This window comes from Aquabacterium sp. G14 (assembly GCF_037482285.1).
Taxonomy (GTDB): domain Bacteria; phylum Pseudomonadota; class Gammaproteobacteria; order Burkholderiales; family Burkholderiaceae_C; genus Aquabacterium.
In genome coordinates this window covers 208,207-233,682 of sequence record NZ_JBBEYB010000002.1, presented here as the reverse complement: position 1 = coordinate 233,682, position 25,476 = coordinate 208,207, and the positions used below count along the sequence as shown (strand labels likewise).

The window sequence follows — 25,476 nt, the reverse complement described above, 5'->3', positions numbered from 1 at the left end:
GCCCCTCCTCATGTGCGGCGTGTGCGGGTTTACTTCTTGGGGGGCAGGACGTTGAGTTCGGCGGCCGAGGGCAGGTAGGCCGAGGTCCAGACGGCGTCGGCGTTGACGCGGGTCTTGGTGGCGAAGGCGTCACCCACCTGCGAGGCCATCAGAGCCAGGCGGGGCAGCTTGACCTGACCGAAGCCTTCGGCGCGCGCATCGGGGCTGGCGATGACCTGCTCGATGGCCATCTTCAGGCGGCGCTTTTCCAGCTCGACGTTGATGATGCCGTCGCGGGCCTTGACGTGCTCGATCGCGGCGTCGGGGTTGGCCAGGACTTCCTTGGTGCCCTTGGCGAAGGCCTTGAGGAAGGCTTTGACGGCGGCGGGGTTCTCCTTGAGGATTTTGGGCGAGGCGATGATGGCGTTGCCGTACAGCTTCACGCCGTGCAGGGCGTAGGGGAACATGACGATGTCGCCGGCCTTGGCGCCACGCGCTTCGAGGTTGAGCAGGCTGGTGAAGGAGAAGCCGGTGATGGCGTCGACGTCACCACGCACGAGCATGGTTTCGCGCAGCGGTGGGTCCATGCTGACCCAGGTGGCGCCGCTGACCTTGTTGGCCTTGGCGAAGATGGGCCAGGCTTTGCGACCGGCATCGAACACGGGGGCACCCAGCTTCTTGCCGGCCAGGTCTGCCGGTGTCTGGATGCCGGACTTCTTGAGGGCGAACACGGCGGCCGGCGTGTTGTTGTAGACCATCATGATGGCCACGGGCTTGTTGGGCGCGTCGGGGTTGTTGGCGTGGAACTCCATCAGGGCGGCGATGTCGGCCAGGCCCAGGTCGTAGGAGCCCGAGGCGACGCGGGTGACGGTGCCGCCCGAGCCGTTGCCGGCGTCCACGGTCACGTCCAGGCCGGCTTGTTTGAAGTAGCCCTTGGCCACAGGCTGCAGGAACAGGGCCGAGGGGCCTTCGAAGCGCCAGTCGAGCTGGAACTTGATGGGCGTTTGGGCGTGCACCGTGGTGGGGAGGCTCATGCCCCAGCTGAGTGCGGCCGCAGAGGCCACGGTGGCGAGCAGGGTGCGACGGGGGCGGGACGAGACGGTCATGGGGCGGACTCCAGCGAGTGACAAAACTGTATACAGTCCTGTCAGCGAGATTCGTGCCAGTCCATTTCAGGGGGATCGGCTCTGGGCTGTCGTCGTGAGAGGGGTGCGGGCCGCCTAGAATGCGACCCTTGTTGTTTGAACGGGGTGGACGCGTGTCGGATCGTCTTTTTGTCTTGTCTCAGTACGTGCTGCCCAAGCAGGCCTTGACCGCTTTGGCGGGTGTGGGCGCCTCGGCGCGCGGTGGTGCGCTGACCACGCGTTTCATCCGCTGGTTCGTGGGCCGCTATGGCGTGAACATGGCCGAGGCGGCCAACCCGGACATTGCTGCGTACCCCACGTTCAACGAGTTCTTCTCACGGCCTTTGAAGCCGGGTGCTCGCCCTCTGTCGGATGCCGACTTGATCAGCCCGGTGGATGGGGCCATCAGCCAGTTCGGGCCGATTCGCCGTGACCAGATCTTCCAGGCCAAGGGGCACGATTACTCGACCACCACGCTGGTGGGCGGCGACGCGCAACTGGCCCAGCGCTTTGAAGACGGGCACTTTGCGACGCTGTACCTGAGTCCGAAGGACTATCACCGCATCCACATGCCCTGTGACGGGCGCCTGACGCGCATGATTTATGTGCCGGGCGATCTGTTCTCGGTGAACCCTGCGACGGCCCGGGGCGTGCCTGGCCTGTTCGCGCGCAACGAGCGGGTGGTGTGCGTGTTCGAGTCGGAACAAGGCCCGTTTGTGCTGACCCTGGTGGGCGCGACCATCGTGGGCAGCATGGCCACGGTATGGCACGGCGTGGTGAACCCGCCGCGCAGCAAGCAGGTGCGCGAGTGGCGCTACGACGACCAGCAGATCGTCCTGAAGAAGGGCGAAGAGATGGGGCGCTTCCTGCTGGGCTCTACGGTGGTGATGCTCTTCCCCAAGGGCGATTTGCGCTTCAACCCCGCGTGGGCGCCGGCTGGTGCGATCCGCATGGGTGAGGCGATGGCGCAGCGCGGCTGATTGGGGCAGCCTCTGTGGCACCGAGGGGCGCGAGGTTCCTGCGGTGCAGGCGTGAGGCCGCCTCTACGGCTGCCTCCGTCTTTGCCTCAGTAGACTTCGACCGGGTCCTGCAGAATGAAGAGGCAGTCTTCCGGGTGACTGTTGACCATGGCGTGGCTGGCATCTTCGATGTCGTAGCGGCTGCTGATGGGCAGTTCGCTGTCGAGGTGGTTGGCGATGGCGTGGGCCACCTCGTTGGAGCGCGTGCCGCAGACGATGCGGGTGGGGATCTCCAGCTGCGCCAGTTCGTCGCGCGTGTGGCGGATCTGGGTGCACAGGTCCCAGTGGCGCAGGTTGTTGGTGGTGAGCGGCGCCATCATGTCTTTGACGAAGGCGGGCAGGGCCTCGAACTCGTTGCCGCCGCCCCAGAAGTCGATGACCTGGCCACAGGCGTAGGGCACCTGGTTGGCGGCGTCCTGTCGGTAGCGCTGCAGGAAGGCATCGACCTGGGCCTGCATGTCGGCGTCGCCCATGGTTTCCAGCACCCAGGTGGCGACGGGTTCGAACAAGGTCAGCTCATGGATGGGCAGGGAGCCTTTGAGGGCCTGGGACAGGGCCACCACGCCGCCGTAGGAGTGGCCGACGAGGTGAATGGGCTCGTCGGTCAGTGAGCGCACCACGTCTTCGATGAGGCCCAGCTCGGTCTCGATGGTGGGCGCGTCGAAGTCCTGTGGATCGGGCGTGCCGCAGTGTCCGGGCAGCTTGATGGCAATGCAGGTGTGGCGGGCCGACAGCTGCTCGATCATCTTCTTCCAGGTGGACGTGGTGGCGTAGGAGCCGTGCACGAAGACGATGGGCGAGCCGGAGCCGGTGAGCTGGTAATGGTCGGACAGTGGCATGGGGCAGGGGCGATCGGGGGCGAAATGGCGAATCTGAGTCTTTGAGTCTATGCTGTGAACCTGCCTGTAGCCAAGCCCTGCTGCCCGCCATGTCTGTGAAGACCTTGTTGATCGTGTACCACTCGCTGACCGATGGCACCCGCCAGATGGCCGAGGCGGCGCGCGCGGGTGCGGCCGCGGAGGCCGAGGTGGCGGTGCGGATGCTGCATGCGTCGCAGGCGGGACCGGGCGATGTGCTGGCGGCCGACGGGCTGGTGTTCGCGACGCCGGAGAACCTGGCGGCCATCAGCGGGCAGTTGAAGGATTTTTTTGACCGCAGTTACTACCCGGTGCTCGATCGGGTCAATGGCCGGCCGTATGCCAGCCTGATCTGTGCGGGCAGTGACGGGCACAACGCGGCGCGTCAGATTGAGCGCATTGCCACGGGCTGGCGGTTGAAGGCAGTGGCCGCGCCAGTGATTGTGTGCACGCATGCGCAGACGCCGGAGGCCATTCTGGCGCCCAAGCAGATTGCGCCCGAGGAGCTGGAACGCTGCCGGGCGCTGGGTGAGGCGATGGCGGCCGGGCTGGCGCTGGGGGTGTTCTGAATCAGTCGGACAGCGTGTCGACGATGTCCAGGCTCAGGCGGCGGGGGCTTTCAAAGACGCGTTCCTGCCCGGTGATGGGGTCGGTGAAGGTCAGGGTGCGGGCCAGCAGTTGCAACGGGCGGCTGAAGTCGGGCGGCACCTCGGGTGGCAAGGCGGGCTGCAGTTCCGGGTAGATCTGGTCGTGCAGGATGGGGATGCCGAGCGCGTTCAGGTGGGCGCGCAACTGGTGTTTCTGGCCGGTGACGGGCAGCAGGCGGTAGTGCGCCCAGCAGCCCCGTGCTTCGATCAGCTCGATGGTGGTTTCGGCGTTGGGCTCGCCCTCGACCTCGTGCATGGCCATGAAGCGTTCGCTCTCGGCCAGGCGGCTGCGGTAGACGAGGGGCAGGTTCAGGTCGGCGCGCCAGGGGGCGATGGCCTCGTAGGTCTTGCGCACGGCCTTGTCGCGGAACAGGGCCTGGTAGGCGTGGCGGGTGTGGGGCTGGATGGTGAAGGCGACCAGACCCGCGGTTTCGCGGTCAATGCGGTGCATGGGCACCAGGGTGTCGATGCCCAGCTTGCGTTTCAGGCGCACCAGCAGCGTTTCTTGCAGGTAACGGCCCTTGGGCGTGACAGGCAGGAAGTGCGGCTTGTCGGCGATGACCAGGAAGTCGTCCTGGAACACCACGGTTTCGTCGAACGGCACCGGGTGCTCGAAGGGCAGGGCGCGCCAGTAGTAGAGCTTGGTCTGCGGGCGGTAAGGTGTGTCGGGGGGTACGGGCTGGCCCTGCAGGTCGAGCACCTCACCCTGGCTCATGCGCTGAGCCCAGTCTGCGCGAGAAACGGCCGGGATGCGCTCGCTCAGGAAGTCAAGCACTGTGGCCCAAGGGCCACTGGGCAGCGCCACGGTGCTGGGGCTGACACCGTTTCGCGTGGGCGGGGTGTAGTCAGACTTGGGGCGCGACATGCTCAAGGGTGTGCGCGTTGGCGTCGCACTGTTCGCGGAACGGGGGGCTGATGCGTGGGTCTGCCGCGGCGCTGCGCCAGAAGGCCAGCGCGGCCACACAGGCGGTTTGCCAGTGCGCGCGCTGATGAGGCAGGGGCCACTCAGGTTGATAAATACGCGGGGGCACCTCGCCGCCGGGCAAGGGGGCATACATCATGGGCAACATGTCGTAGGCGGGCGCCAGTTGCAGCGTGGGGCCGGGCACAAAGCTGAGGTTGCCCAGGTGCATGTCGGTGTTGCCGATCAGACGGCCGAACCACCACAGCACGGTGATGCGCTCGGCGTCTTGTTGGGACAGGAGCTTGAGCGCCACGAGGCGAGCGGCGAGCACGGGCCATTCCGTGCTGCGTTCGCCCAGGAGAGCGCCTTGCAGGCAGTCGAGGCTGCTCAGGCGGCTGCGGCCCCATTCGCCGTGGCGATCGAAGCGTTCTAGTTCCAGGAAGGTGCGACCGGCGTGTTGCACGATGCGGCTGCGTGCGCTGTGCAGGCCGGGCAACGTGGCTGCTTGGGCGAGGGCGAGGTGCTCGCACACCAGCAAATCAGACCAGCGGGTGACGGCGGGCGAGGTGTCGGCGCCCGAGAACTTCACCAGCACGTGCGGCGTGAGGCTGCACGGCAGGGTGCGGCGTGCGGCGAATTTCGGGAACTCACCGGCCGCGCTGGAGCCGGCCACGCCACTGGCGAGGGCGTCTTCGGCCAGCTGTGCATAGCTGGGCCCGATGGCGTCTTCGTCCAAAGGTGCGGTGATGTCTTGATGGGCCTGCTGCCACAGCGCGCAGGCCGTCTCACCCAGGATCAGGTTGCCGCTGAGGTCGTGGCCGCGTTGGCGCAGCACATGGAGGATGTCGTCGTCACTCCATTCGTTGGGCGCGGCGGGCACACCCAGGTGGCGGTGCTCGGCACGCGCGAACTGGCGGCCCATGTAGCCCTGAGGGCGCATGTCGTAGAGCGGGTAGGGCAGGCCGTCCCACCAGCCGTCGCGGGCCTCGTCGGGCAGGGGCCAGGGCGGGTGACCGGCCGGCAGGTTCAGGTGCAGGCAGCTGCCTTGGGGGTGCAGGGCGGCCAGGGTGCCGATTTGCTCGATGCGGCCGGCATAGTTGACCTCGTACAGCGGCAGATCTTGCAGGTCGCCGCGCAAGGGGCGACGCAGGGCGTAGCGGGTGCGACGGGCCTTGCCAGCGCTCACGATGTGCGAGGCGTATGTCAGCAGGACCCGGTGCAAGGTGGGCACACTTACGCCCAACTTCGCAGCCAGGTCGGGCGCGCTGATGCCGGGGTGTCGGCCGAGGACGCTGAGCAGTTGATCGCGTGCCGCTTGCAGTGGGGGAGGCATGGCCGGCGCCGTCAGGTAATGGTTGAAATGATCATTGAGAAGATTCTACGTCTTCTTGTTCAATCAAATCAATCACTTGTGAGGATTTGCTTTACTTTGTTGAGATCTTTCTGATCGACTTCGGATTGACCGAATCCAGTCGATGCGCTCGTTCCAGTCGCCAGGCTTCGTCTGGGCTGTCGTTGTAGACCTCGTCGGCGGTGGTGGGCGTTTCCCGCAGTTTCGTGTCGATGGCGATGCGGTTGTCGAACACGAAGCACTCGCCTTGCCAGTCGCGGTCGGCGTCGGGCAGGGACTGGAAGAAGTTGAGGATGCCGCCGTCCAGCTGGTACACGTCCAGGCCCAGGTTCTCCATCCACATGCCGGTTTTCTCGCAGCGGATGCCGCCGGTGCAGTACATGGCGACCTTCTTGCCTTCGGCCTTCCACTGCTCGGCGTGGGCCTGCACATAGCTGGGGAAGTCGCGGAAGTTGTCGACCTGAGGGTCGATGGCATCGCGAAAGCGGCCCAGGCGGTATTCGAAGCTGTTGCGGTTGTCGATGACGACGACGTTGTCCTGCGCCATCAGTTCGCGCCAGGCCTGAGGGCTGAGGTGGCGGCTGCGGTCGGGGTTGGGCGCAACCCCGGTGACGCCCGGTACGCCCAGGGCCACGATCTCGTCCTTCTTGTGCACGCGCACTTTCCAGAAAGGTGGCGTGTCGCAGGCGCTGTGCTTGAAGGTGATGTGCTGAAAGTGGCCGTCCAGGCGCGGGTCGGTGCGCAGGGCGTGTTCGAACGCGGCGATGCGGTCTGCCGGGGCGGCCAGGGCGCCGCTGATGCCTTCCCGCGCGACCAGCACGCTGCCCGTCAAGGGCTCGACCAATTCACGCACGATGGCGACCACCGCATCGGGGTCGGGCAGGTCGGCGAACTGGTAGAAGGAGGTGTGAACGAGGGCTTCGGCAGGCGTGTCGGGCATGGGCGCGATTATCAGGGCGTGTGCGGGGCTGCGCTGGGCGGCGGGCCTTTGCGGTCCAGGGGCCGCAGGCTGATCGCCACGGCCAGCGCCAAGAGCATCAACGCCCCACCCAGGGCGGCCACGCCGGGCCAATGGCCGTACTCCCAGAACCAGCCGCCCACCGAGCCCATGGTGCTGGAGCCGATGTAATAGGTGAGCAGGTACAGCGACGAGGCGTGTCCCTTGGCACCTTGCGCCAGCCGCCCGACCCAGGCGCTGGCCACGGCATGCGCAATGAAGAAGCCGGCCGTTAACACCACCACGCCCAGCAGCAGCACAGCCAGATTCGCGTGCAGGCTCAAGGCCAGGCCTAGAAGCATGCAGACGATGCCGACGATGAGCACCGGTGCGCGGCCGTGGCGGTCGGCCAGTCCGCCAGCGATGGACGAGGACACGATGCCAAAGATGTTGGCCATGAAGATGATGCCGATCTGCGTCTGGCTGAGCAGATAGGGCGCCTCCATGAGGTGAAAGCCCACGTAGTTGTAGATGGTGACGAAGCAGCCCATCACCGTGAAGCTCATGAGGAAGAGGCGGGGCAGACCAGGTTGGCGCAGGTGGGCGCCCCACAGTCCGAGGTGATGGCGCAGGCCCTGAGGCGGGCGCGGCGTGAAGTTGCGCGAACTGGGCAGCAGGGCGATGAAGCCCACGGCAGTCAGCAGGTTGACGATGCCGAGCACCAGCATGGCCGCGTGCCAGTCAAAGTACTCACTGAGGCCGGCGGCTGCCACCCGTCCGAACAGCCCCCCAACGCCGGTGCCGGCCACATACAGCCCCATGGCCATGCCCAGGCCACGGTGGTCGATTTCTTCGGCCAGGTAAGCCATGGCCACCGCGGGGACGCCGCCCAGCACCAGGCCGGTCAGGGCGCGTGAGGCCAGCAGCGTGTGCCAGTCGGGCACGAGGCCCGCCACGATGTTGAGCACCGAGGCCAGCACCATCGACGTGCCCATCAGCAGCCGGCGTTTGACGCTCGACGAGATGATGGCCGCGACCAGGATCGCAAAGGCCAGCAGGCTGGTGGACAAGGACATGGCCAGCGAACTTTCAGCCGGGCTGACCTGGAAGGTCCTGGCGAAGGCAGGCAGCAGGGGCTGGACGCAGTACAGCAGCGAGAAGGTGGCGAAGCCGGCGAGGAACAGCGCCAGGTTGGCGCGCAGAAAGGCCGGGGTGCCGCGTTGGATGGCAGAAGGCATGACGGACGACATTGTGCCGGGCTCACGGCCAGCTTGGGCATGTCGTCAATGACACCGTACAACGCGTCAGGGTGTAGGGCCTCGCGCTGTTGCGCTCACGCGGACCTTACGTGGCCACACGCAGGTGGTTCGTGCCGGCTTCTTGGGCGGCTTGCAAGGCGCCGCGTGCACGGGCGATCAACTCATCGGGCTCATCGCGCAAGTTGGGCACGCCACACCACAAGCCCACGCTGATGCTCACGGGCAAGACATCGGCGCCATCCGCCGGTGCAGGGGCGTCCAGCATGGACTCGCGCAAGGCATGCAAGACCTGACGCGCACCGGGCGTCGGGGTGTTGGGCAGGAGGAGCAGGAAGGTGTGCGCGCCGTGGTGCCCCAGGCTGTCGGAGCGACGGATGCGTTGCGCGAGGTGGGCGGCGGTGTGCTGCATGGCCTGTTCGGCGGCTTCCCGTCCGTGCTGGGATTGCAGGGCGGCCAGCTGGTCGATTTCGATGAGGGCGATGCCCAGCGGGGAGCCGGATCGGCGGGCGTGATCCACCTCGGCGGCGCAGCGTTCGACCATGGCCGTGTGGTTGGCGATGCCGGTGTTCGGGTCGCGCAAGGCCTGGCTTTGCAGTGCCAGGTCGCGGTCTTCACGAGACATCAGCAGCAAGGCCAGCGGGGGAAGGAAGGCCAGCACCCAATCGGCGAACAGGCGCAAACGTTCGTCCCAGGTGAGGCTCAGGGGCTCGGTCGTGGGGACGATGCCTTGCAGGACCAGCCAGCCGTGCAGCAGATGGGCCAGCATCCCCAGGGAGGTGCCCAGCATCAGCACCCGGTGCAGGCGACTGTCCGGCGTGGCCAGGCGCTGGGCCCAGATCAGCAGGACCAGGCATTGCACGATGAGCACCCCATCGAGCGACAGGGCGCGTGCCGTGGGCAGATCGGCCAGGAACACCATGAGCACGCCCATCAAGGCGGGCATGACGGTCAGGTTCTGCCAGGGGGCGACACGGGCGTGCAGGCGAAGCAGGCCCCAGGTGCAGAGCGACAAGGCCGTGGCCTGGGCCACCGGGGCGGCCACGTCCACCGACCAGTCTGGCCCGGTGCTCACCAGCGCCGCGCACCCGAACGCGATGGCGCTGGACAGCAGGCCCAAGGCGGCACCGGGCAAGGCGTCGCGCCGGGGGCGCAAACAGGCCAGCAAGGTGCCCAGAGCCCAAATCAGCGCGATCAGGGCAGCGGCGGCGGCCAGGCTGGGGGTGTGCAAAGGCATGTCCCCCAGTGTAGCGAACTGACCTGGGCTTGTGGGGGCAGCGGCCTGCGGTCAGCGCAGGAGGTCGAGCAGCGTGCGTGCCACCACCTTGGTGGCCTTGCGCAGGTCGTCCAGCACCAGGTGTTCGTCGGCCCGTTTGGCGTTGGACTCGAACACGGTGCGGGGGCCGGCACCGTAGATCACGGCGGGGATGCCCTGGGCGCAGTACAGGCGCACGTCGGTGTAGAGCGGGGTGCCGCAGGTGGGGATGGCTTGGCCGAACACCGCTTCCCCATGCTTCTGGATGGCCTGCACCAAGGGCGCGTTGCCGGGCAGGGGTTGCAGCGAGTGAGCCAGCAACAGCCGTTTGATGTCGATGCGGATGCCAGGCACGTTGGCCGCGGCTTCGGTGATGACGCGGCGGATGTCGGCTTCGACCTCGGTGGGGTTCTCTTCCGGGATCATGCGGCGGTCGAGCTTGAGGACGACCTTGCCGGGCACGACGTTGGTGTTGGTGCCGCCTTCGATGCGGCCCACGTTCAGGTAGGGGTGGGTGATGCCCGGCACCTGCGAGGTGATGCCCTGGTAGCGTATGTTCTGGGCATACAGCGCGTTGAGGATCGCGACGGCACCTTGCAAGGCATCGACCCCGGTGTGCGGGATGGCGGCGTGCGCCATCTGGCCGTGCACGGTGACTTCCATCTGTAGGCAGCCGTTGTGGGCGGTGACCACTTCGTAGCTGAAACCGGCCGCGATCAGCAGATCGGGTTTCGTCAGGCCTTGGCTGAGCAGCCAGCCGGGGCCCAGTTCGCCGCCGAATTCTTCGTCGTAGGTGAAGTGCAACTCGACCGCGCCGGTCAGCGCGGGGGCGTCCGGGCCTTGTTGCAGGGCTTCGAGCGCACGCAGGGCAAAGCTGTAGGTGGCGAAGTCGCTCTTGCTGACGGCGGCAGCCCGCCCGTAGAGCTTGCCATCGACCACTTCGCCACCATAGGGTGCGTGGGTCCAGCCTTCACCGGGGGGGACCACATCGCCGTGGGCGTTCAGGGCCACGGTGCGCCCGCCTTCGCCCAGGCGCCGCCGCACGATCAGGTTGGTGAGGCTTTGCAGGCCGTAGGCGTGGACCTGTTCGCTGGGCACGGCGTGCTTTTCGGCCTGCCAGCCAAAGGTGGACAGCAGCTCGGCGGTGCGCTCGGCGTGCGGTGCGTTGTTGCCAGGCGGGGTGTCGGTGGGCACCTGCACCAGCGCTTGCAGAAAGCGCACTTCTTCTTCGAAGTGGGCGTCGATCCATTGGTCGAGTGCGGCATAGGCGGCATCAAGGGTGCCGGAGGCGGGTTGCATGGCCATGGTCAGATTGCGTCGAGCAGGTGCATGAAGGCGTCCACACAGAGTTGGGCGTCGTCGTTGGTGATGGTTTCCAGCGGGTTGTGGCTGATGCCGTCATGCCCGCCGCGCACAAAGAGCATGGCCTGCGGCATCACCTGGTGCAGCTTCATGGCATCGTGGCCGGCGCCGCTGGGCAGGTGGAACACGGGCAGGCCCAGGCTGGTCACGGCGGCTTCCCAGCGGGCTCGCCATGCGGGGTCCGAGGGGGCGGCCGAAGCCTGCAGGTTCTGGATGAGCTCGATCTCCACCCCTCGGCGGCGTGCGACGGTGTAGACAAAGGCGTCCACGTCTTCCACCAGTTCGTCACGCTGACGGTTGGTGGGCGCGCGCAGGTCGAGGGTGAACTGGCAGCGACCTGGGACCACGTTGACCGAGCCTTGGGTCACCTGCATCACCCCCACGGTACCCACGGAGGGGCCGTGCGGCGAGTCTTGGTCCTGCAGGGCGCGGCGCTCGGTGTACAGCGCGATCTCGGCCACCGCGAGGGCGGCGTCCTGGCGCATCGCCATGGGCGTGGTCCCCGCATGGCAGGCCACGCCGGTGACTTCGCCGCTGAAGCGGGCGCTGCCATTGATGCCGGTGACGATGCCCAGCGGCAGGTCGCGCGCATTGAGCACGGGGCCTTGTTCGATGTGGACTTCAACGTAGCCCAGGTAGCGGGCCGGGTCGCGCTTGAGGGCCGCGATGTCGTCCATCTTGGCGCTCAGGCCGGCGTCTTTCATGGCTTGGCGCAGGCTGATGCCCTTGGCATCGACCAGGTCCAGCCAGCCGGGTTGGAAGTCGCCCACCAGGGCACTGGAGCCCAGGAAGGTGGCAGGGAAGCGCTGGCCTTCTTCTTCGGCAAAGGCGACCACTTCGATGCCGTAGCGCAGGCGGCGGCCTGCACGGGACAGGCTTTGCACGCACATCATGGGCACGAGGATGCCCAGGCGACCGTCGTAACGGCCGCCGTTGCGCACGGTGTCGTAGTGTGAGCCCGTGAGCAGCCGGGCGGCCGTGGGTTCGCTGCCGTGGTACACGCCCACGACATTGCCGACCGCATCGAGCTTGACCTCGTCAAAGCCACAGGCGCGCATCCAGATCTGCAACTGTGTGGCGGCCGATTGGTGGGCAGGCGTGAGGTAGGTGAGGGTCAGGGGCGGGCGCTCATCCACACCATTGCTGCCTTGGCCTTCGGTGTGTGCGGCCAGGGCGTCGGCCCAGTCGAGGATCTGGTTGCCCTCGGCCGGCAGCACGCCGAACTTGTCGTTCAGGCGGATTTCGGCGATGCGGTGAATTTGGCGCAGGCATTCGGCGCGCTCGGCATCGGGCTGGGCCTGCAGGCGGCGCGCGAAGGTGGCGATGATCTGGGTGCGACTCAAGCCAGTGCCACGGGGGCCGCGGACGGCCAGGATGAAGGGCCAGCCAAACCGCGCGTTGTACTCGGCGTTGAGCTGTTGCAGGCGGGCAAACTCAGCGGGGGTGCAGTGCGTGAGCCCGGCCTGGCTTTGCTCGTTCGTGGATTCGGCGGTGAGCTGACCCGCCACCGCGGCTTTGCCGGCCAGCTCCGGGTGGGCACGGATCAGGTCGAGCTGTTGGTCGACGCTGGCTTCGCGCACGGTCTGCGCCAGGGCGTGTTTCAGGTGCGCCAGGCTTTGAAAGGGCCGCTGTGCCCAGGCGGCTTCGGCAATCCAGGGCGAATGCTCGTAGATGCCGTCCAGCAGGGCGGTGAAGGCGGGCTGGTCGGCGGCGTTGAGCTGGGCCAGCGTGAGGTTGGGGATGACCAGCATGGGTGTCAGGCTTGGTAGGGGTGAACGGCTTGCCAGTGCCGGGCGATGTCGATGCGGCGGCACACCCAGACGTGTTCGTGGCGGGCCACGTGGTCCAGGAAGCGTTGGAAGGCGCGGAAGCGCCCGGGGCGGCCGAGCAGGCGGCAGTGCATGCCCACGCTCATCATCTTGGGGGCGTTGTCACCTTCGGGGTCGCCTTCGGCATAGAGCAGGTCGAAGGTGTCTTTCAGGTAGGTGAAGAAGTCTTCACCCTGGGCATAGCCCTGGGGTAGCGCAAAGCGCATGTCGTTGACGTCCAGCGTGTAGGGCACGATGAGGTGGGGGACGGTCTGGCCGTCGGTACGCTGCACAGTGGTCCAGAACGGCAGGTCATCGCCGTAGTAGTCGCTGTCGTACACGAAGCCGCCATCGTCGGCCACCAGGCGGCGCGTGTTGGGGCTGTCGCGGCCGGTGTACCACCCCAGGGGGCGCTGGCCGGTCAGCTCTTCGATGATCTGCATGCCGATGCGCATGTGCTCGCGCTCGGTCGCCTCGTCGAACTGCTGGTAGTGGATCCAGCGCCAACCATGGCAGGCGATTTCGTGGCCCAGCTCGACGAAGGCTCGGGTGAGTTCGGGGTGGCGTTGCAGGGCCATGCTCACGCCAAACACCGTCAGGGGCCAGCCGCGTTTCTCAAACTCGCGCAGGATGCGCCACACGCCCACGCGCGAGCCGTATTCGTAGATCGACTCCATGCTCAGGTGCCGGTCGGCGAAGGCGGGCGGGTTGGCCATTTCGCTGAGGAACTGTTCGCTGCCGGCATCGCCATGCAGCACGCAGTTCTCGCCGCCTTCTTCGTAGTTGAGCACGAACTGCACGGCGATGCGGGCGCCGTTCGGCCACTGCGCATGGGGCGGCGTGCGGCCGTAGCCGATCAGGTCGCGGGGGTAGGGGGCGTCGGTCATGGCCGGGTTCATGGCGTCAGGTCGGTGTGGTTTTGGCTCGCACGGGTGAGGCCGCTGTGCGCGGGTGCTCGGTCAGCTGGCGTTCCACGGTGGCCAGGTGCTCGTGCAGCAGCTGCACGGCGCGGTCGGCATCGCGGGCTTCGATGGCCTGGAGGATGTCCACGTGTTCGGCGTTCGAGGTTTCGGCGTCGTCGGCCGATTGGTACATCAGCGAGATCAGCGAGCAGCGCGACACCAGCTCCTGCATCAGGTCGGTCAACACCTGGTTGCCCAGGACGTGTGCGAGCTTGACGTGGAAGTCAAACAGCAGCTTGGTGCGCGTGGGCACGTCGATGCGTTGCACGGCCTCGCGTTCGGCCTGGATGTGGGCGTGGAGTTCACGCAGGTCGGCCTCGGTGATGCGGGCAATCAATTCACGCAGCATCTGCGACTCGACCATGCGGCGCACGGCGAAGACCTCGCGCGCTTCCTGGATGGAGGGCGCGGCGACGAAGGCACCCCGTGCGGGCTCAAGCTTGACCAACTTCAACTCGGACAGGCGGTACAGCGCCTGCCTCACGATGGTGCGTGACACCCCGAAACGGTCACCCAGCTTTTGCTCGACCAGCTTGGTGCCGGGCTGCAAGCGGTGCTCGACGATGGCGCGCGTCACCGACAGCACGATCTGCTCGGTGCTGGAGGTGTCGGCATCCAGATGCTCGGCCGTGTCCGCGACCACATCGGTCGGGATGGCGTCCACATCGACCTTGCGCTGTTTGGGCGCCCGGCGTGTTGGCACGACAGGTGCATCAGGTGGCTTGCGTGCGTCACTCATCATGGTTAAAGTGTATACAGTTTTGCAAATGCTGTGCAAGATGTCGATGCCGCACTGGCCATTCCTGTCGCACAGGGTTTCATCCTTGCCCCATCATGACCTCGTCCACCACGCTTGAACCCTCCACAGCGCCCACCAGCGGGCGCCTGACCACCCATGTGCTCGACACCGTGCATGGTGCCCCCGCCGCCGGCATGGCCATCGCCTTGTATATGCGCGACGACGCACCGGACGGCGTAGGCAGCTCCACCTGGCGTTTGCTGCGCGAGGTGGTGACCAATGCCGATGGCCGGGTCGACGGCCCCATGCTGGCCGGCGCGGACTTGCGTCCGGGCGTGTACCGCCTGGTGTTCGAGGTGGAACGCTATTTCCGTGCCAAGGGCGTGGCCTTGCCCACGCCGGCTTTTCTGAGTCAGGTACCGTTGGAGTTTGGCTTGGCTGATGCACACGCCCACTATCACGTGCCCTTGCTGGTCAGCCCCTGGGCCTATTCCACCTACCGCGGCAGCTGAAAGAGACCGACATGCTCGAAGCCAGCCCCTTGCTGACCTACGCCCTCGATTGGGTCAACCTGCTGCTGCGCTGGACGCATGTGATCGTGGCGATCGCATGGGCCGGTGCCTCGTTTTACTTTGTCTGGCTGGACAACCACCTGACCCCGCCCACCGACCCCAAGCTGAAAGAGCAGGGCGTGAGTGGCGAGCTGTGGGCCGTGCACGGTGGCGGTTTTTACAACCCGCAGAAGTATCTGGGCGCCCCAAAGGCGCTGCCCAAGCACCTGCACTGGTTCTATTGGGAGAGCTACTCCACCTGGCTCACGGGCTTTGCCCTGTTCACGGTGATGTACCTGTTCAACGCCGGCACCTTCCTGATCGACAAGAGCCGTTTTGACTGGTCGCCCGTGGCGGCGGCCCACACGGCGGTGGGCTTTCTGGTGGGGTTCTGGCTGATCTACGACGTGCTGTGTCGCACGGTGGGCCGACGCCCGGGCAGTGAGCGCCTGCTGGGGGCGCTGGTGGCCGTCGTGATCGTGGGCGCCAGCTGGCTGGCCTGCCAGCTGTTTGCCGGGCGAGCTGCCTTCTTGCTGGTGGGGGCCATGGTGGCCACGGCCATGAGCGCCAATGTGTTCTTCTGGATCATTCCGGGGCAGCGCAAGGTGGTGGCCGCCATGCAGGCCGGCCAGCCGGTGGACCCGGTGCACGGCCAGCGTGGCAAGCAGCGCAGTGTGCACAACACGTACTTCACGCTGCCGGTGCTGTTTGCGATGCTGAGCAACCACTACGGCTGGGCTTACAGCCATGATCACAACTGGCTGGTGCTGGCGCTGATCATGCTGGCCGGGGCCTTGATCCGTCAGTTCTTTGTGGCGCGCCACAAGACGGAAATGGCCGGAAAGCGTGCCCCGTGGGGCTGGGCGGTGGCCAGCGTGGCCATCTTGCTGGGTGTGGCGGTGTGGCTGGCGCCATCTCCCACGGCGTCTTCAAGTGTGGTGCCCGCTGCGGCCGTGGAGACACCTGCTCAGCGCCTGGCCCAGGTGCAGACCGTGGTGCAGCAGCGTTGTCTGATGTGTCACAACGCTCAACTCGCCAGCAAGGGTGTGCGTCTGGACAGTCCCGAGGCGCTGACCCAGCACGCGCAAGCCGTTTACCAGCAGGCGGTGGTGCTCAAGGCCATGCCGTTGAACAACGCCACGCAGATCACCGATGCCGAGCGCGCGGTGTTGGCGCGCTGGTTCACGTCCCTGTGATGCTGAGCCACTGCCGCCGAGCCGCCGCAGCCTGAATCGATACCCGCTTGGCTTGGGCGCTCATGCCTTTCCAGGAGCGGATGTCGTCGATGGTGCGCCCGCAGCCGCCGCACAACCGGGTGAGGGCATCGCTGTCATCCAGCGGCAGTTCAACAACCTTGCATTGCTTCTGGCAGGGGCTGGGGGGATCTTCGGCAGGCGTGGTCGGAGGCAGGGCAGACACGGGAGGGAAGGCAGCTCAGAAAAAAGAAAGCCCACTCATCTGCAGACGAGCGGGCGAATGTGCAGAAAACAAGATTGTGCTGCACACCGGCTCAGGGAGGAAAAAGCCGGGTCTCATTGCTGAGACACCTCAATCCTACACGTCACAAACAGATACATCCAGAGGGGCGACTTGGGGATGTGTCCGAAAAGCGGAACTCGTCACGGATTTGCCTTATTTTGAGGCAATCCAAGGTCCTCCTCTAGGGCGGACCTTGAAACCCCAAGCTTGCCAACAAGGTTGTCCACAGGAAGCGGGGATAAGTCAGGGCTGCCTTTCCTCTCGGTCTGCATCCTTGGTCTTGGACTTGTGGTGTGGGCCGTCACTGGCCTCACCATCTTCCGCCTCATCTTTCTCTTCCCACAGTTCGGTCAACGCCTTCAGGCGTGCCATCACGCGCTGGTTGAGGGTCCCCTCGGGGTACTCGCCTTGCGCATCCGGCGCACCGGCTGGCACGCCTGTGAGCAAGCTGGCGGCCTGGTCCACGTTCTCCACAGCCCAGACATGGAAGCGACCGGCCGCCACCGCGGCCACCACATCGTGGCGCAGCATCAAATGCTGCACATTGGACGCGGGGATCAGCACGCCTTGCTCACCGGTCAGGCCACGGGCGGCACAGGTATCAAAAAAGCCCTCGATCTTTTCGTTCACACCGCCAATCGCCTGCACCTGCCCCAACTGGTTGATCGAGCCGGTCACCGCCAGCGACTGCTTGATCGGCGCGGCAGCCAGGTCGGACAGCAGGGCGCACGTTTCGGCCAGGGAGGCGCTGTCGCCGTCCATATGCCCATAAGACTGCTCGAACACCAAGCTGGCCGACAGAGACAAGGGCTGGTTGCGGGCATAGCGTCCGGCCAGGAAGGACGACAGGATCAGCACCCCTTTGGAGTGCAGCGCCCCCGAGAGCTTGACCTCGCGCTCGATGTTGAGCACCTCGCCTTCGCCCATGCGCGTGATGGCGGTGATGCGGCTGGGCTGGCCGAACGCAAAGTCGCCCATGTCCAGCACCGACAGCCCATTGACCTGGCCCTGCACCGCGCCCTCGGTGTCGATGAGGATGATGTCGCGCTGGATCGCCTCCTGCAGTTCGGAGCGGATGCGATCGTGTCGGCGGATGTGGGCGTCCATGGCCTGTTGCACATGGGCAGCGGCCACGGTGCCGTGGCCAGAATGCCGCGCCCAGTAATCGGCCTCGCGCATCAGGTCGGCCACGCGGCCGATGTGGGTGCTCAGCCGGTGGGCGTCCTCGACCATGCGGGCGCTGAAGTCAATGACCCGGGCCACCGCACTGCGGTCGAACGGCAGCAGCTTGTCCTTGCGCGTGAGCGTGGCCACCATGCGGGCGTACAGCATGTGGGTGTCGGCATTGCGTTCGATGCGGTCTTCGAAATCGGCCGAGACCTTGAACAGTTCGCTGAAGTCAGGGTCGTACTCTTGCAGCAGGTAGTAAAACAGCCGGTCGCCAAACAGGATGACCTTCACGCGTAGCGGGATGGGCTCGGGCTCCAGCGAGACCGTGCTCACCAGGCTGTACATCTGCGCCAGCGACTCCAGCCGGATCTCGCGCGACTGCATGGCGCGCTTGAGGCTTTCCCAGGCGAAGGGCTGCATCAGCAGCTTGCGCACGTCCAGCAGCAGGTAGCCGCCGTTGGCGCGGTGCAGGGCACCGGCCTGGATCAGCGTGAAGTCGGTGACCAGGGCGCCGAACTGCTGCAGGTGTTCGATGCGCCCGATCAGGTTGCCGTAGGTGGGGTTGTCTTCGGTGACCACGGGGGCGCCGGTCCCCGCTTTCTGCGTCACCAGCACGTTCACCTGGTAGCGGTGGAAGGACTCGTGCGTCACGAAGGCCAGCCCGCCGCCCAACTGGGTCGTCTCCTCCGGGTTCTTGAAGTCGTCGGCGTGCTCGACCATGTCTTGCTGCACCACGTCCAGGTAGGCCAGCACGGCTGGCAGGTCGGTGAAGCGGGCGCGCACGTCGTCGATGACGTGCTTGACGGTCAGCAGGGTGTTGTCCTGTGTCAGTTGCTTGAGCTGTTCGGCGCGTTCCTTGCGCCAGCGCGGCAACTCTTCCAGGATCTTACCCAGTTTCTCTTGCAAGCCGCTGATGGCCGTGGCGATGTGGTGTTTTTCATCGTCGGGCAGCTTGCTGAACTCGTCGGGTGGGACCACCTCGCCGTTGCGGGTGGGCACGAAGGTGAAGCCGCTGGGCGTGCGCAGCAGAAAGATCTGCTGGCTTTCGGCCTCATCCCCCAAGGCCTTCAGGGCCGCCTCTTCGCGCTGGCTGAAGGCATGTTGGATGGCCTCGGCCTTGGCGCGGTACTCGTCGCTTTCGAACAGACCCGGAATGGCACTGCGCAGATAGTCCACCAGCTTGGCCATCTGGTCACGCAACTCGGCGCCACGACCCGGCGGCAGGCTCAGGGCCTGAGGCTTGTGCGGTTGTTTGAAGTTGTGCAGGTAGCACCACTCGGGGGGATCGGGTTCCGTCGGGGCCTGGCGGGCCAGCCATTGCCGCACCATGCTCCGCTTGCCCAGGCCCGACGGGCCTTGCACAAACAGGTTGTAGCCCTCGTGGCGCATGCCGGTGCCAAACTGAACCGCTTCCATGGCACGCATCTGGCCAATCAACTCTCCCAGGTCTTCCAGCTCGGCGGTGGTCTGAAAGTCGAACTGCTGCGGATCACAGGTGTGGTGCAGTTGTGCGGCAGACAGAGCGGGCAGGGCGGTCACCGAGGTCATGGCAGGTGGGGCCACTGCCGGAACAGTGGCTAAGCAGCGATGTGACCAGTTTGCACCAAGGTGGGCTCGACGCACACACGATCGCGTCCGCCGTTTTTGGCACAGTACAGCGCCTGGTCGGCCCGGGCCAGCAAGGCATCCGAGGTGTCTCCGGCAGCCCGCCACTGCGCCACGCCAATGCTGACGGTGCAACGCAGGTCTTCGCCACCCCAAGGGATGGGCAGCCTGCGCACGCCTTCACACAGCTTCTCGGCCAGGTGGCTGGCCTCCGCGCGTGACGTGGCAGGCAGCAACACCAGGAACTCCTCGCCCCCCCAGCGAGACACGACATCGGTGGCGCGCAGGTGCCGCCGCAGGTGTTGCGCCACCGTGCGCAAGGTGTGATCACCGGCAGCGTGCCCCAGGCGGTCGTTGACCTGCTTGAAGTGGTCGATGTCGACCATCAGCGCAGAAAAGGGGGGGGCCATTCGCCGCGCACGCTGTCGCTCCAGCGTCAGCACATCGTCCATGGCATGACGGTTGAGCAGACCGGTCAAACGGTCGTGGCGTGCCGCTCGGCGCAACTGCCCGCCCAGCTTGAAGATGACCAGCCCGAACAGCGTTAATTCCAGACTCAAAGACAGCAAGACCCACAGCATCGCCGAGGTCAGGCTGATGGAGGTGCCTGCCATGCTGGCCTGGATCAATCGCTCGGGCTCCAGCAGGGCCATCACCGCACGGTGGGCCAGCACCGCGGCACCCAGCAGGCTGGGCAGGGTGAACAAGGCCATCCAGCGGCTGCGCGCGATCTCGCGGCGCATGTAGCGGAAGATGACCATGGCCGTCCACAGACAGCACAGACACGACAGGGCGGAGATGGTGGCCACCCGCCATGGGGCGTCGGCATGGCTGGGCCACAGCCAGAGCGCGCCCATCAACAGTGCCATGGCCCCGATGGACAGTCGATCTTGCAGTGGCTGACGGGTGAACAGCAGCAAGCCGCGTGTTTGCAGCAAAAGCGCACCCATGAACAAGGTGTTGCCCAGCAGGCGCACGAGCTCCAGCTGCGCATGGGCGCTGACAACAAAGTTCAGGAACGATCCACCACTGAGCAAGGAAAAGCCGGCCCAGTGCAGGGCAGGGCGACGCACGTTATTGAGCAGCCAGCCCGTGGTCAGCCACCCCAGCGCAATCACCAGCTCTTGGAGAAAAGCCATGGCCAAGCCGATCTGCGCGGGTTGCCAGTCGTTCAAGGTGGGCATGTGAGGGGCCGGTAATGCGGGAGGGCGTCGGGAAAGGCCGCTGACCCACAGGCCATGTCAGACAAAGGAGGCATGACAGTCATCGCGGCGGCCAAACTTCGTTTGTACCAGATTGTTGTGAAGATTGGTACATGAGGGCGCAGCGCCATCCACGGCAGGACGGCTGCAAATGTCAGGCACGCACGGCGTGATCCGGCTGACTGTCGGTGTAACGGGCGTGGATGTCCGCCACGGCCGCACGTTGATTCACCAGTGCGTTGACGCAGTCTGCATCTAGCTTGCCTTGTGCGCTCAGTCTGTGCAGTTCAGCGAACGCATCGTCCAGCGACCATTCCTGCTTGTAGGGGCGATGGGCGGTCAGCGCATCAAAGATGTCGGCCACCGCGACCACGCGTGCCTCGATGGGGATGGCCTCTCCTGACAAGCCCTGTGGGTAACCGGAGCCATCGAGCATCTCATGGTGGCACTGCACGATGTTGCGCAGCAGTTCGCTCTCGGGGAAGTGGCGATCGCCCTCTTTGCCGATGATGCGCTCGATGATCTCGACCCCCTTGGCCACATGGCTGTCCATGATGACGCGCTCTTCGGGGTCCAGGCGGCCAGGCTTGAGCAGGATGCGGTCGGGGATGCCGATCTTGCCGATGTCGTGCATGGGCGCAAACAGGTAGACCCCTTCGACGAACTCGTCGTTGAGTCCGTGCAACGGGGCAATGGCCCGGGCGATGAGGCGCGAGTAGCGCGCCATGCGGTCCAGGTGGGCGCCGGTTTCGAAGTCGCGCAACCCGGTCAACTCGCGGGCGAGCTTGGTGGACTCGATCATGGCCCGGATGGTGGCGATCTCGCTGGAGATCATCATGCTGATCAGGCTGGTGTAGAGCACCAGGTCGCGTTGCACCTGGGGGGTGAACGCTGCCCGTAGGCAGGAGTCGAAAAAGATGAATCCGAGCAACTGCCCGTGATCGAACAAGGGCACCGTGAACGAGGACTGGTAGCCCTGGGCCTTGAGCCACTGACTGTGCGCCGTATCGGAATGGATGGCCGAGGCGATGTCGTCCAGAACCCGGAAATCACCACTTTGGGCCAACTGACTCAGGGCGTGGCTGTTGGACAGGGAGGCTTCATAGCCGGCGATGGCCTCACCTGTGCGAGTGCTGTTGATGAAGGTCTTGAGTTGGTCGTCCTTGGCTTCGTAGAGCGCACAGGCAATCCGGTCGACCATTGGCACGGTTTCAAGCAGGCGTGTGTGCAGGGCGCCCAGACGCTCGGTCAGGGTGCCTGAGTTGGCGATGACCGCCAGGGAAGCAAGGTTCATGGTGACTTTTCGGAAGAACGGGCGCGTTTATACAAGCATCCGAAAATCCAAGCCCGTGCGTCGGGGATGAGGGGCAAGTTGTCCCCCGAAGCTGTGGACAACCTTGTGAGGAACAGTTGTATGACTGGCACTGCCCCTGGGAAACCACCTGGATTGCTCAAAAAAAGGGCAGTGTAACGGTGCTCAGGCCGTGACGTGAGCTTGTCCATGCTGGCGTCGGTGGCGTCCCAGTCGGTTGAGCCACAGGGAGGTCAGGATCACCGCGCCACCTGCCGCCAGGCGTGGCAGGTCGGTGTCACGTTGCCAGATCAGCACATTGACCAGCAGTCCGGCAGGGACATGCAATTCGTTCATGACCGCCAGAGTGCCTGCGTCCACTCGCGTGCTGCCTCGCACCCACCAGTACATGCCCAGCGCGGTGGCAAAGACACCCATCCAGGCCAACACTCCCCATTGCATGGCGGTGTGGGGGAGTTTGTCGGGATCGCCCCAGATCAACCAGGCGGGCAGGGCCAGCGCCAGTGCGCCCAGGAAGAAATGTCCGAAGAAGCGGTGCAATGGGTAGACCGTGGGATGGCGAGCCAACAGATGTCGGCACAGCACCTGGCCCGCGGCAAAAGTCAGGTTGGCCACCTGCAGCATCACGAAGCCCCACAGATAGTCGCCCGTGAGGGGTTGAAAACGGATGATGATGCCGCCGCCAACGGCCACAGCCGCCGCCAGCAGGGCCCAAGGATTGAAGCGACGGACCAGGGCGTCGTCGATCAGCGTGACATAGATGGGCGTGAGCACCGTGAACAGCAGAACCTCCTGCACGGTCAATACTTCAAAACTGCGGTACAGGCACAGATAGGTGATGCCGAACTGCAGGGCCCCCGCCAACCAGAAGCCCCCGAGCAGGGCACGCGGCAGGCTGCGCCAGAGTGTGAAGGGGGCAAAGAGCAAGGCCGCAATGCCCACGCGAACCAACACCGCAAAGTCACTGTCCACCTGACCGGCCAGATATTGCCCAATCAGGCTGAAGGAGAAAGCCCACAGGGCGGTGACGATCAGAAGGTGAGACATGGACGCGGAGGATGCGCGCAAGGGCGCACGGTAAATGGATCAAATCGTGACAAAGATGGCAGGGTGCCATGGCCGATCTTGCATACACTGACGGGCGGCTCATTCCGCCCAACCGGGGGCGCATTCTTCATCATCTTTCCTGCTCATGGCGCGCCACCCCTTTGCTCAAGCGCTGCTGGTCTGCCTGCTGGGCTTGGTGATCACCTTCGGAGTTGACCGTTACGGTCACCAACGCGCCGAGCAGGCACTGTACCGTCAGGCTCAAGCCCAACTCGATGCAGCCAGCCATCGGCTGGCGCTGGAATTGGCCGACGTCTTGCAGGTCAACAAGGATTTCGCGGCGCGGGTGTCGGCCCAGTCCGGCGCGGGGCAGTTGGACGAGGCGCAATGGCAGCGTCTGGCGGCCGAAACCTTGACCCGACAGCGCCGGCTCAAGAACCTGGCCCTGACGCGCGGTCTGGTGGTCACCCACGTCTACCCGGTGCGCGGCAACGAGGTGGTGCTGGGCCTGGACTATCGTCAGCATCCCGATCAGTTGGCAGGCATTCAGGCCGCCATCGATGCCCGGCAGGGTGTACTCACCGGTCCGGTGATGTTGGCGCAAGGCGGTTTGGGGATGATCGGCCGTGTGCCCATGTTCGAGCCACCCCGCAACGGTCGCCCGGGGCCCATGGTGGGTGTGGTGTCGGCCGTGGTTCAGCTGGAAGGTTTGCTGCTTGATGTGGGGCTTGATCCTGCGCGCGTGCCCTTTGTTTACGCATTTGCCGCAGACGACGGCGGGCGTGCTTTTCGAGAGGCCTTTCAAGGTGATGCCCGCTTGTTTCGGTCGGGGCGTTTGAAGGCCGAGATCTCTTTGCCTCAAGGGCGCTGGCATGTGGCGGCAAACCTGAAGCCAGAGGCCTTGGCACGGGCGTGGCAGCCTTGGCCGGTGCGCATGGCGGGTCTGGGTCTATCGATCGGGTTGGCCGTGTTGGTCTTGGTGGTGGCGCGGTCCTTGCCTCAGCGCAAGGGGGCGGCTGTCATGGAAAGCCGTGGGCGCGGCATCGGATTGCAGCCCATCATCATCGGGGTGCTGCTTTTGATGGCGCTGCCCACCGTGGTCCTTCAGGGTTGGTTTGCCTACCGGGCTGCCTCCACGGCGGCCGAGCGCTTTCAGGAGGACCTTGCCAGCGAGGTGGGCGCTCGCGTGTACGACAAGGTGGTTCAGTTCTTCGAGGTGCCGCGCCGCGTGCTGGCGTTCAACGCAGAGCAGTTTCGCTCTGGTGCCATTGACCCCCGAAACACCGAAGCGGTCAGCCGCAACTTTCTGCTGCAGATCCGCCAACATCCTCTGCTGACTTTCCTGTCGATCGGGACCGCAGAGGGCGAGTACCTGTCTGCCAGTCGCCCCCCCGTGGGCCGAGACAAGGCTTTGCGTGTGCTGGAGGCACGCATCGATGCCGCGCGCGTCATGCACATCTATCGTGCCGATGAGGTGTACGTGCGTGGGGAGTTGCTCTCGCGTGGGAGACAGCACTTTGACACCCGTACGCGCCCGTGGTTCAAGGCGGCGGTCGAGGCCAATCGGCCGTCCTGGTATCCCGCCTATCGCTATGCGATCGAGGACGAGGCCGGCAACTACAACGCCGTCGGCGTTGGCATGTCCGCCCCCGTGGTGGATCGCCAGCACCGATTCGTCGGTGTGGTCACCGCCGATGTGGCCTTGTCACAGTTGAACCTGCTGCTGTCCGGCATCACCAAAGACATTGGTGGTGTGGCGTTCCTGGCCGAAAGCAATGGGCTGCTGTTGGCCGCCTCCACCGACGATCCGGTTTACCGCTTGTCGGGCAAGTCCATGCAGCGCATCGCGGTGCGGGCCAGCGACAACCCCTTGATCCGTGTGGCGGGTGAGGTGCTCGCTGAGCAGGGGCATGCCAGGGGACGGACGTTCCATGATGTCGACGGAGAACGACACCTGATTGACTGGTGGACTTATCAGTTGCCCGACGGGCCCAGTCTGACCATCGGTGTGGTGCTGCCACAAAGTCGCTTTGCCGCGCCCAGTGAGGGCTTGCTGGGGAATGCGGTGCTGGTGGCCTTGCTGCTGCTGGCAGCGTGTGTGGTGGCAGCCTGGGTGCTCAGTGAGCGCCTGGCGCGTCCTCTGGTCACTCTCAGCCAGTGGGCTGCGCGCCTGGGGCAGGGGGACTGGGCTCGCCCGCACCAGACCGGCAGCGCCATTGCCGAGGTGAGCACGCTGTCGCACGCCTTGGGCCAGATGGCCGCTCAGTTGCGCGATCACACCGAGGAACTGACGCGGCAGGTGGCCGAACGCACCACCGAGCTGGAGGAGGCCAATCGGGTTTTGTCCAAGCTGTCGCACACCGATGGCCTCACCGGGGTGGCCAACCGCCGCCGTTTTGACGAGTTGCTGAGCCTGGAATGGTCGCGTGCGATGCGGGCGGAGCAGGCCTTGGCCCTGATCATGCTGGACGTGGACCATTTCAAGCTCTTCAACGATCGCTATGGCCACTTGGCCGGCGATGACTGTTTGCGAAGCATAGCGCGGGTGCTGACCGAGCAGTGCCGCCGTGCGGGTGACCAGCCGGCACGCTATGGGGGTGAAGAGTTCGTCATCCTGGTCGCGGAGGACGATGTGGCCGGTGCAGTGCAACTGGCCGAACGGGTGCGCCTGGCCATCCAAGCGCTGGGCATCCCTCATGTGGACAGCGCCCACCACGTGGTCACCGTGAGCTTGGGCGTGGCGGTGGCGCACCCCGTGTTGGGAGAGCAGGCGCAAACGCTCATCAGCCGTGCTGATGCGGCCCTGTATCGGGCCAAACACAGTGGCCGCAACCAGACCAATCTGGCAGACGTCGAAGACGAGCACCCAACTGCAACCGAAGTCTGAGCGGCGTATGGCACCGCCGATGG

At 65.5% G+C, this 25,476-nt stretch carries 21 protein-coding genes; 5 read left to right on the top strand and 16 right to left on the bottom strand.

Annotated features, from left to right (window positions below; all coding sequences use genetic code 11):
• Positions 1-29: 29 nt before the first annotated feature.
• Positions 30-1,013, bottom strand: a complete 984-nt coding sequence (locus tag WIT60_RS03400) for an ABC transporter substrate-binding protein (protein WP_339582740.1) — start codon at positions 1,011-1,013, stop codon at positions 30-32.
• Positions 1,014-1,237: 224 nt separating this feature from the next.
• Between WIT60_RS03400 and asd the strand changes: the two genes are divergently transcribed.
• Positions 1,238-2,083, top strand: a complete 846-nt coding sequence (gene asd, locus WIT60_RS03395; RefSeq protein WP_339582544.1) for an archaetidylserine decarboxylase — start codon at positions 1,238-1,240, stop codon at positions 2,081-2,083.
• Between the two features lie 86 nt (positions 2,084-2,169).
• On the opposite strand, the gene WIT60_RS03390 is transcribed toward asd, so the two are convergent.
• Positions 2,170-2,961, bottom strand: a complete 792-nt coding sequence (locus WIT60_RS03390) for an alpha/beta fold hydrolase (RefSeq protein WP_339582543.1) — start codon at positions 2,959-2,961, stop codon at positions 2,170-2,172.
• Between the two features lie 89 nt (positions 2,962-3,050).
• On the opposite strand from WIT60_RS03390, the gene WIT60_RS03385 reads away from it, so the two are divergent.
• Positions 3,051-3,548, top strand: a complete 498-nt coding sequence (locus WIT60_RS03385) for a flavodoxin family protein (protein ID WP_339582542.1) — start codon at positions 3,051-3,053, stop codon at positions 3,546-3,548.
• 1 nt (position 3,549) lies between these two features.
• Here WIT60_RS03385 and WIT60_RS03380 read toward each other — a convergent pair whose 3' ends face one another.
• The 9 genes from WIT60_RS03380 to WIT60_RS03340 form a co-directional block, all read right to left on the bottom strand.
• A complete protein-coding gene (locus WIT60_RS03380; RefSeq protein WP_339582541.1) occupies positions 3,550-4,491 on the bottom strand; it encodes a pseudouridine synthase in 942 nt (313 codons plus the stop codon).
• Positions 4,472-5,863, bottom strand: a complete 1,392-nt coding sequence (gene yjjJ / locus WIT60_RS03375; protein WP_339582540.1) for a type II toxin-antitoxin system HipA family toxin YjjJ — start codon at positions 5,861-5,863, stop codon at positions 4,472-4,474. The genes WIT60_RS03380 and yjjJ overlap by 20 nt, the downstream gene beginning before the upstream one ends.
• Positions 5,864-5,954: 91 nt before the next feature.
• Entirely contained in the window at positions 5,955-6,821 is an 867-nt protein-coding gene (trhO, locus tag WIT60_RS03370; RefSeq protein WP_339582539.1) for an oxygen-dependent tRNA uridine(34) hydroxylase TrhO, read from the bottom strand.
• Positions 6,822-6,832: 11 nt separating this feature from the next.
• Positions 6,833-8,056 (bottom strand): MFS transporter, encoded by a 1,224-nt coding sequence (locus WIT60_RS03365; RefSeq protein WP_339582538.1) that lies wholly within the window; start codon positions 8,054-8,056, stop codon positions 6,833-6,835.
• Positions 8,057-8,162: 106 nt separating this feature from the next.
• Positions 8,163-9,311, bottom strand: a complete 1,149-nt coding sequence (locus tag WIT60_RS03360; protein ID WP_339582537.1) for a GGDEF domain-containing protein — start codon at positions 9,309-9,311, stop codon at positions 8,163-8,165.
• Between the two features lie 51 nt (positions 9,312-9,362).
• Positions 9,363-10,634, bottom strand: a complete 1,272-nt coding sequence (locus tag WIT60_RS03355) for a M20 family metallopeptidase (protein ID WP_339582536.1) — start codon at positions 10,632-10,634, stop codon at positions 9,363-9,365.
• 2 nt (positions 10,635-10,636) lie between these two features.
• Entirely contained in the window at positions 10,637-12,442 is a 1,806-nt protein-coding gene (gene uraD / locus WIT60_RS03350; protein ID WP_339582535.1) for a 2-oxo-4-hydroxy-4-carboxy-5-ureidoimidazoline decarboxylase, read from the bottom strand.
• 5 nt (positions 12,443-12,447) lie between these two features.
• Positions 12,448-13,386 (bottom strand): allantoinase PuuE, encoded by a 939-nt coding sequence (gene puuE, locus WIT60_RS03345; protein ID WP_339582534.1) that lies wholly within the window; start codon positions 13,384-13,386, stop codon positions 12,448-12,450.
• Positions 13,387-13,402: 16 nt separating this feature from the next.
• Positions 13,403-14,200, bottom strand: a complete 798-nt coding sequence (locus WIT60_RS03340; protein ID WP_339582533.1) for a GntR family transcriptional regulator — start codon at positions 14,198-14,200, stop codon at positions 13,403-13,405.
• Positions 14,201-14,295: 95 nt separating this feature from the next.
• Between WIT60_RS03340 and uraH the strand changes: the two genes are divergently transcribed.
• Positions 14,296-14,712, top strand: a complete 417-nt coding sequence (gene uraH / locus WIT60_RS03335) for a hydroxyisourate hydrolase (protein WP_339582532.1) — start codon at positions 14,296-14,298, stop codon at positions 14,710-14,712.
• Positions 14,713-14,741: 29 nt separating this feature from the next.
• Positions 14,742-15,947: a urate hydroxylase PuuD gene (locus WIT60_RS03330; protein ID WP_339582739.1), complete on the top strand. Its 1,206-nt coding sequence runs from the start codon at positions 14,742-14,744 to the stop codon at positions 15,945-15,947.
• Here WIT60_RS03330 and WIT60_RS03325 read toward each other — a convergent pair.
• The 5 genes from WIT60_RS03325 to WIT60_RS03305 all read right to left on the bottom strand — a co-directional run bounded on the left by WIT60_RS03325 (position 15,934) and on the right by WIT60_RS03305 (position 22,566).
• Positions 15,934-16,170 (bottom strand): DUF1289 domain-containing protein, encoded by a 237-nt coding sequence (locus WIT60_RS03325; RefSeq protein WP_339582531.1) that lies wholly within the window; start codon positions 16,168-16,170, stop codon positions 15,934-15,936. The genes WIT60_RS03330 and WIT60_RS03325 overlap by 14 nt on opposite strands.
• Before the next feature lie 303 nt (positions 16,171-16,473).
• Positions 16,474-18,948 (bottom strand): Lon protease family protein, encoded by a 2,475-nt coding sequence (locus WIT60_RS03320; RefSeq protein WP_339582530.1) that lies wholly within the window; start codon positions 18,946-18,948, stop codon positions 16,474-16,476.
• A gap of 29 nt (positions 18,949-18,977) precedes the next feature.
• A complete protein-coding gene (locus WIT60_RS03315) occupies positions 18,978-20,189 on the bottom strand; it encodes a GGDEF domain-containing protein (RefSeq protein WP_339582529.1) in 1,212 nt (403 codons plus the stop codon).
• A 172-nt stretch (positions 20,190-20,361) separates the two neighbouring features.
• Positions 20,362-21,501: an HD domain-containing phosphohydrolase gene (locus tag WIT60_RS03310; RefSeq protein ID WP_339582528.1), complete on the bottom strand. Its 1,140-nt coding sequence runs from the start codon at positions 21,499-21,501 to the stop codon at positions 20,362-20,364.
• A 183-nt stretch (positions 21,502-21,684) separates the two neighbouring features.
• Positions 21,685-22,566 carry an EamA family transporter gene (locus tag WIT60_RS03305; protein WP_339582527.1) on the bottom strand — a complete coding sequence of 294 codons (882 nt, stop codon included), beginning with the start codon at positions 22,564-22,566 and terminating at the stop codon, positions 21,685-21,687.
• A gap of 145 nt (positions 22,567-22,711) precedes the next feature.
• Here WIT60_RS03305 and WIT60_RS03300 point away from each other — a divergent pair, with 145 nt between their 5' ends.
• Complete coding sequence (locus WIT60_RS03300; RefSeq protein ID WP_339582526.1) at positions 22,712-25,453, top strand: diguanylate cyclase; 2,742 nt, start codon at positions 22,712-22,714, stop codon at positions 25,451-25,453.
• The last annotated feature ends 23 nt before the right edge of the window (positions 25,454-25,476 follow it).

Coding starts and splice junctions, on each gene's coding strand:
- WIT60_RS03400 (WP_339582740.1), bottom strand. CDS start 1,013: ATGAGCCTCCCCACCACGGTGCACGCCCAAACGCCCATCAAGTTCCAG.
- WIT60_RS03390 (WP_339582543.1), bottom strand. CDS start 2,961: ATGCCACTGTCCGACCATTACCAGCTCACCGGCTCCGGCTCGCCCATC.
- WIT60_RS03385 (WP_339582542.1), top strand. CDS start 3,051: ATGTCTGTGAAGACCTTGTTGATCGTGTACCACTCGCTGACCGATGGC.
- WIT60_RS03380 (WP_339582541.1), bottom strand. CDS start 4,491: ATGTCGCGCCCCAAGTCTGACTACACCCCGCCCACGCGAAACGGTGTC.
- yjjJ (WP_339582540.1), bottom strand. CDS start 5,863: ATGCCTCCCCCACTGCAAGCGGCACGCGATCAACTGCTCAGCGTCCTC.
- trhO (WP_339582539.1), bottom strand. CDS start 6,821: ATGCCCGACACGCCTGCCGAAGCCCTCGTTCACACCTCCTTCTACCAG.
- WIT60_RS03365 (WP_339582538.1), bottom strand. CDS start 8,056: ATGCCTTCTGCCATCCAACGCGGCACCCCGGCCTTTCTGCGCGCCAAC.
- WIT60_RS03360 (WP_339582537.1), bottom strand. CDS start 9,311: ATGCCTTTGCACACCCCCAGCCTGGCCGCCGCCGCTGCCCTGATCGCG.
- WIT60_RS03355 (WP_339582536.1), bottom strand. CDS start 10,634: ATGGCCATGCAACCCGCCTCCGGCACCCTTGATGCCGCCTATGCCGCA.
- uraD (WP_339582535.1), bottom strand. CDS start 12,442: ATGCTGGTCATCCCCAACCTCACGCTGGCCCAGCTCAACGCCGCCGAC.
- puuE (WP_339582534.1), bottom strand. CDS start 13,386: ATGACCGACGCCCCCTACCCCCGCGACCTGATCGGCTACGGCCGCACG.
- WIT60_RS03340 (WP_339582533.1), bottom strand. CDS start 14,200: ATGAGTGACGCACGCAAGCCACCTGATGCACCTGTCGTGCCAACACGC.
- uraH (WP_339582532.1), top strand. CDS start 14,296: ATGACCTCGTCCACCACGCTTGAACCCTCCACAGCGCCCACCAGCGGG.
- WIT60_RS03320 (WP_339582530.1), bottom strand. CDS start 18,948: ATGACCTCGGTGACCGCCCTGCCCGCTCTGTCTGCCGCACAACTGCAC.
- WIT60_RS03315 (WP_339582529.1), bottom strand. CDS start 20,189: ATGCCCACCTTGAACGACTGGCAACCCGCGCAGATCGGCTTGGCCATG.
- WIT60_RS03310 (WP_339582528.1), bottom strand. CDS start 21,501: ATGAACCTTGCTTCCCTGGCGGTCATCGCCAACTCAGGCACCCTGACC.
- WIT60_RS03305 (WP_339582527.1), bottom strand. CDS start 22,566: ATGTCTCACCTTCTGATCGTCACCGCCCTGTGGGCTTTCTCCTTCAGC.
- WIT60_RS03300 (WP_339582526.1), top strand. CDS start 22,712: ATGGCGCGCCACCCCTTTGCTCAAGCGCTGCTGGTCTGCCTGCTGGGC.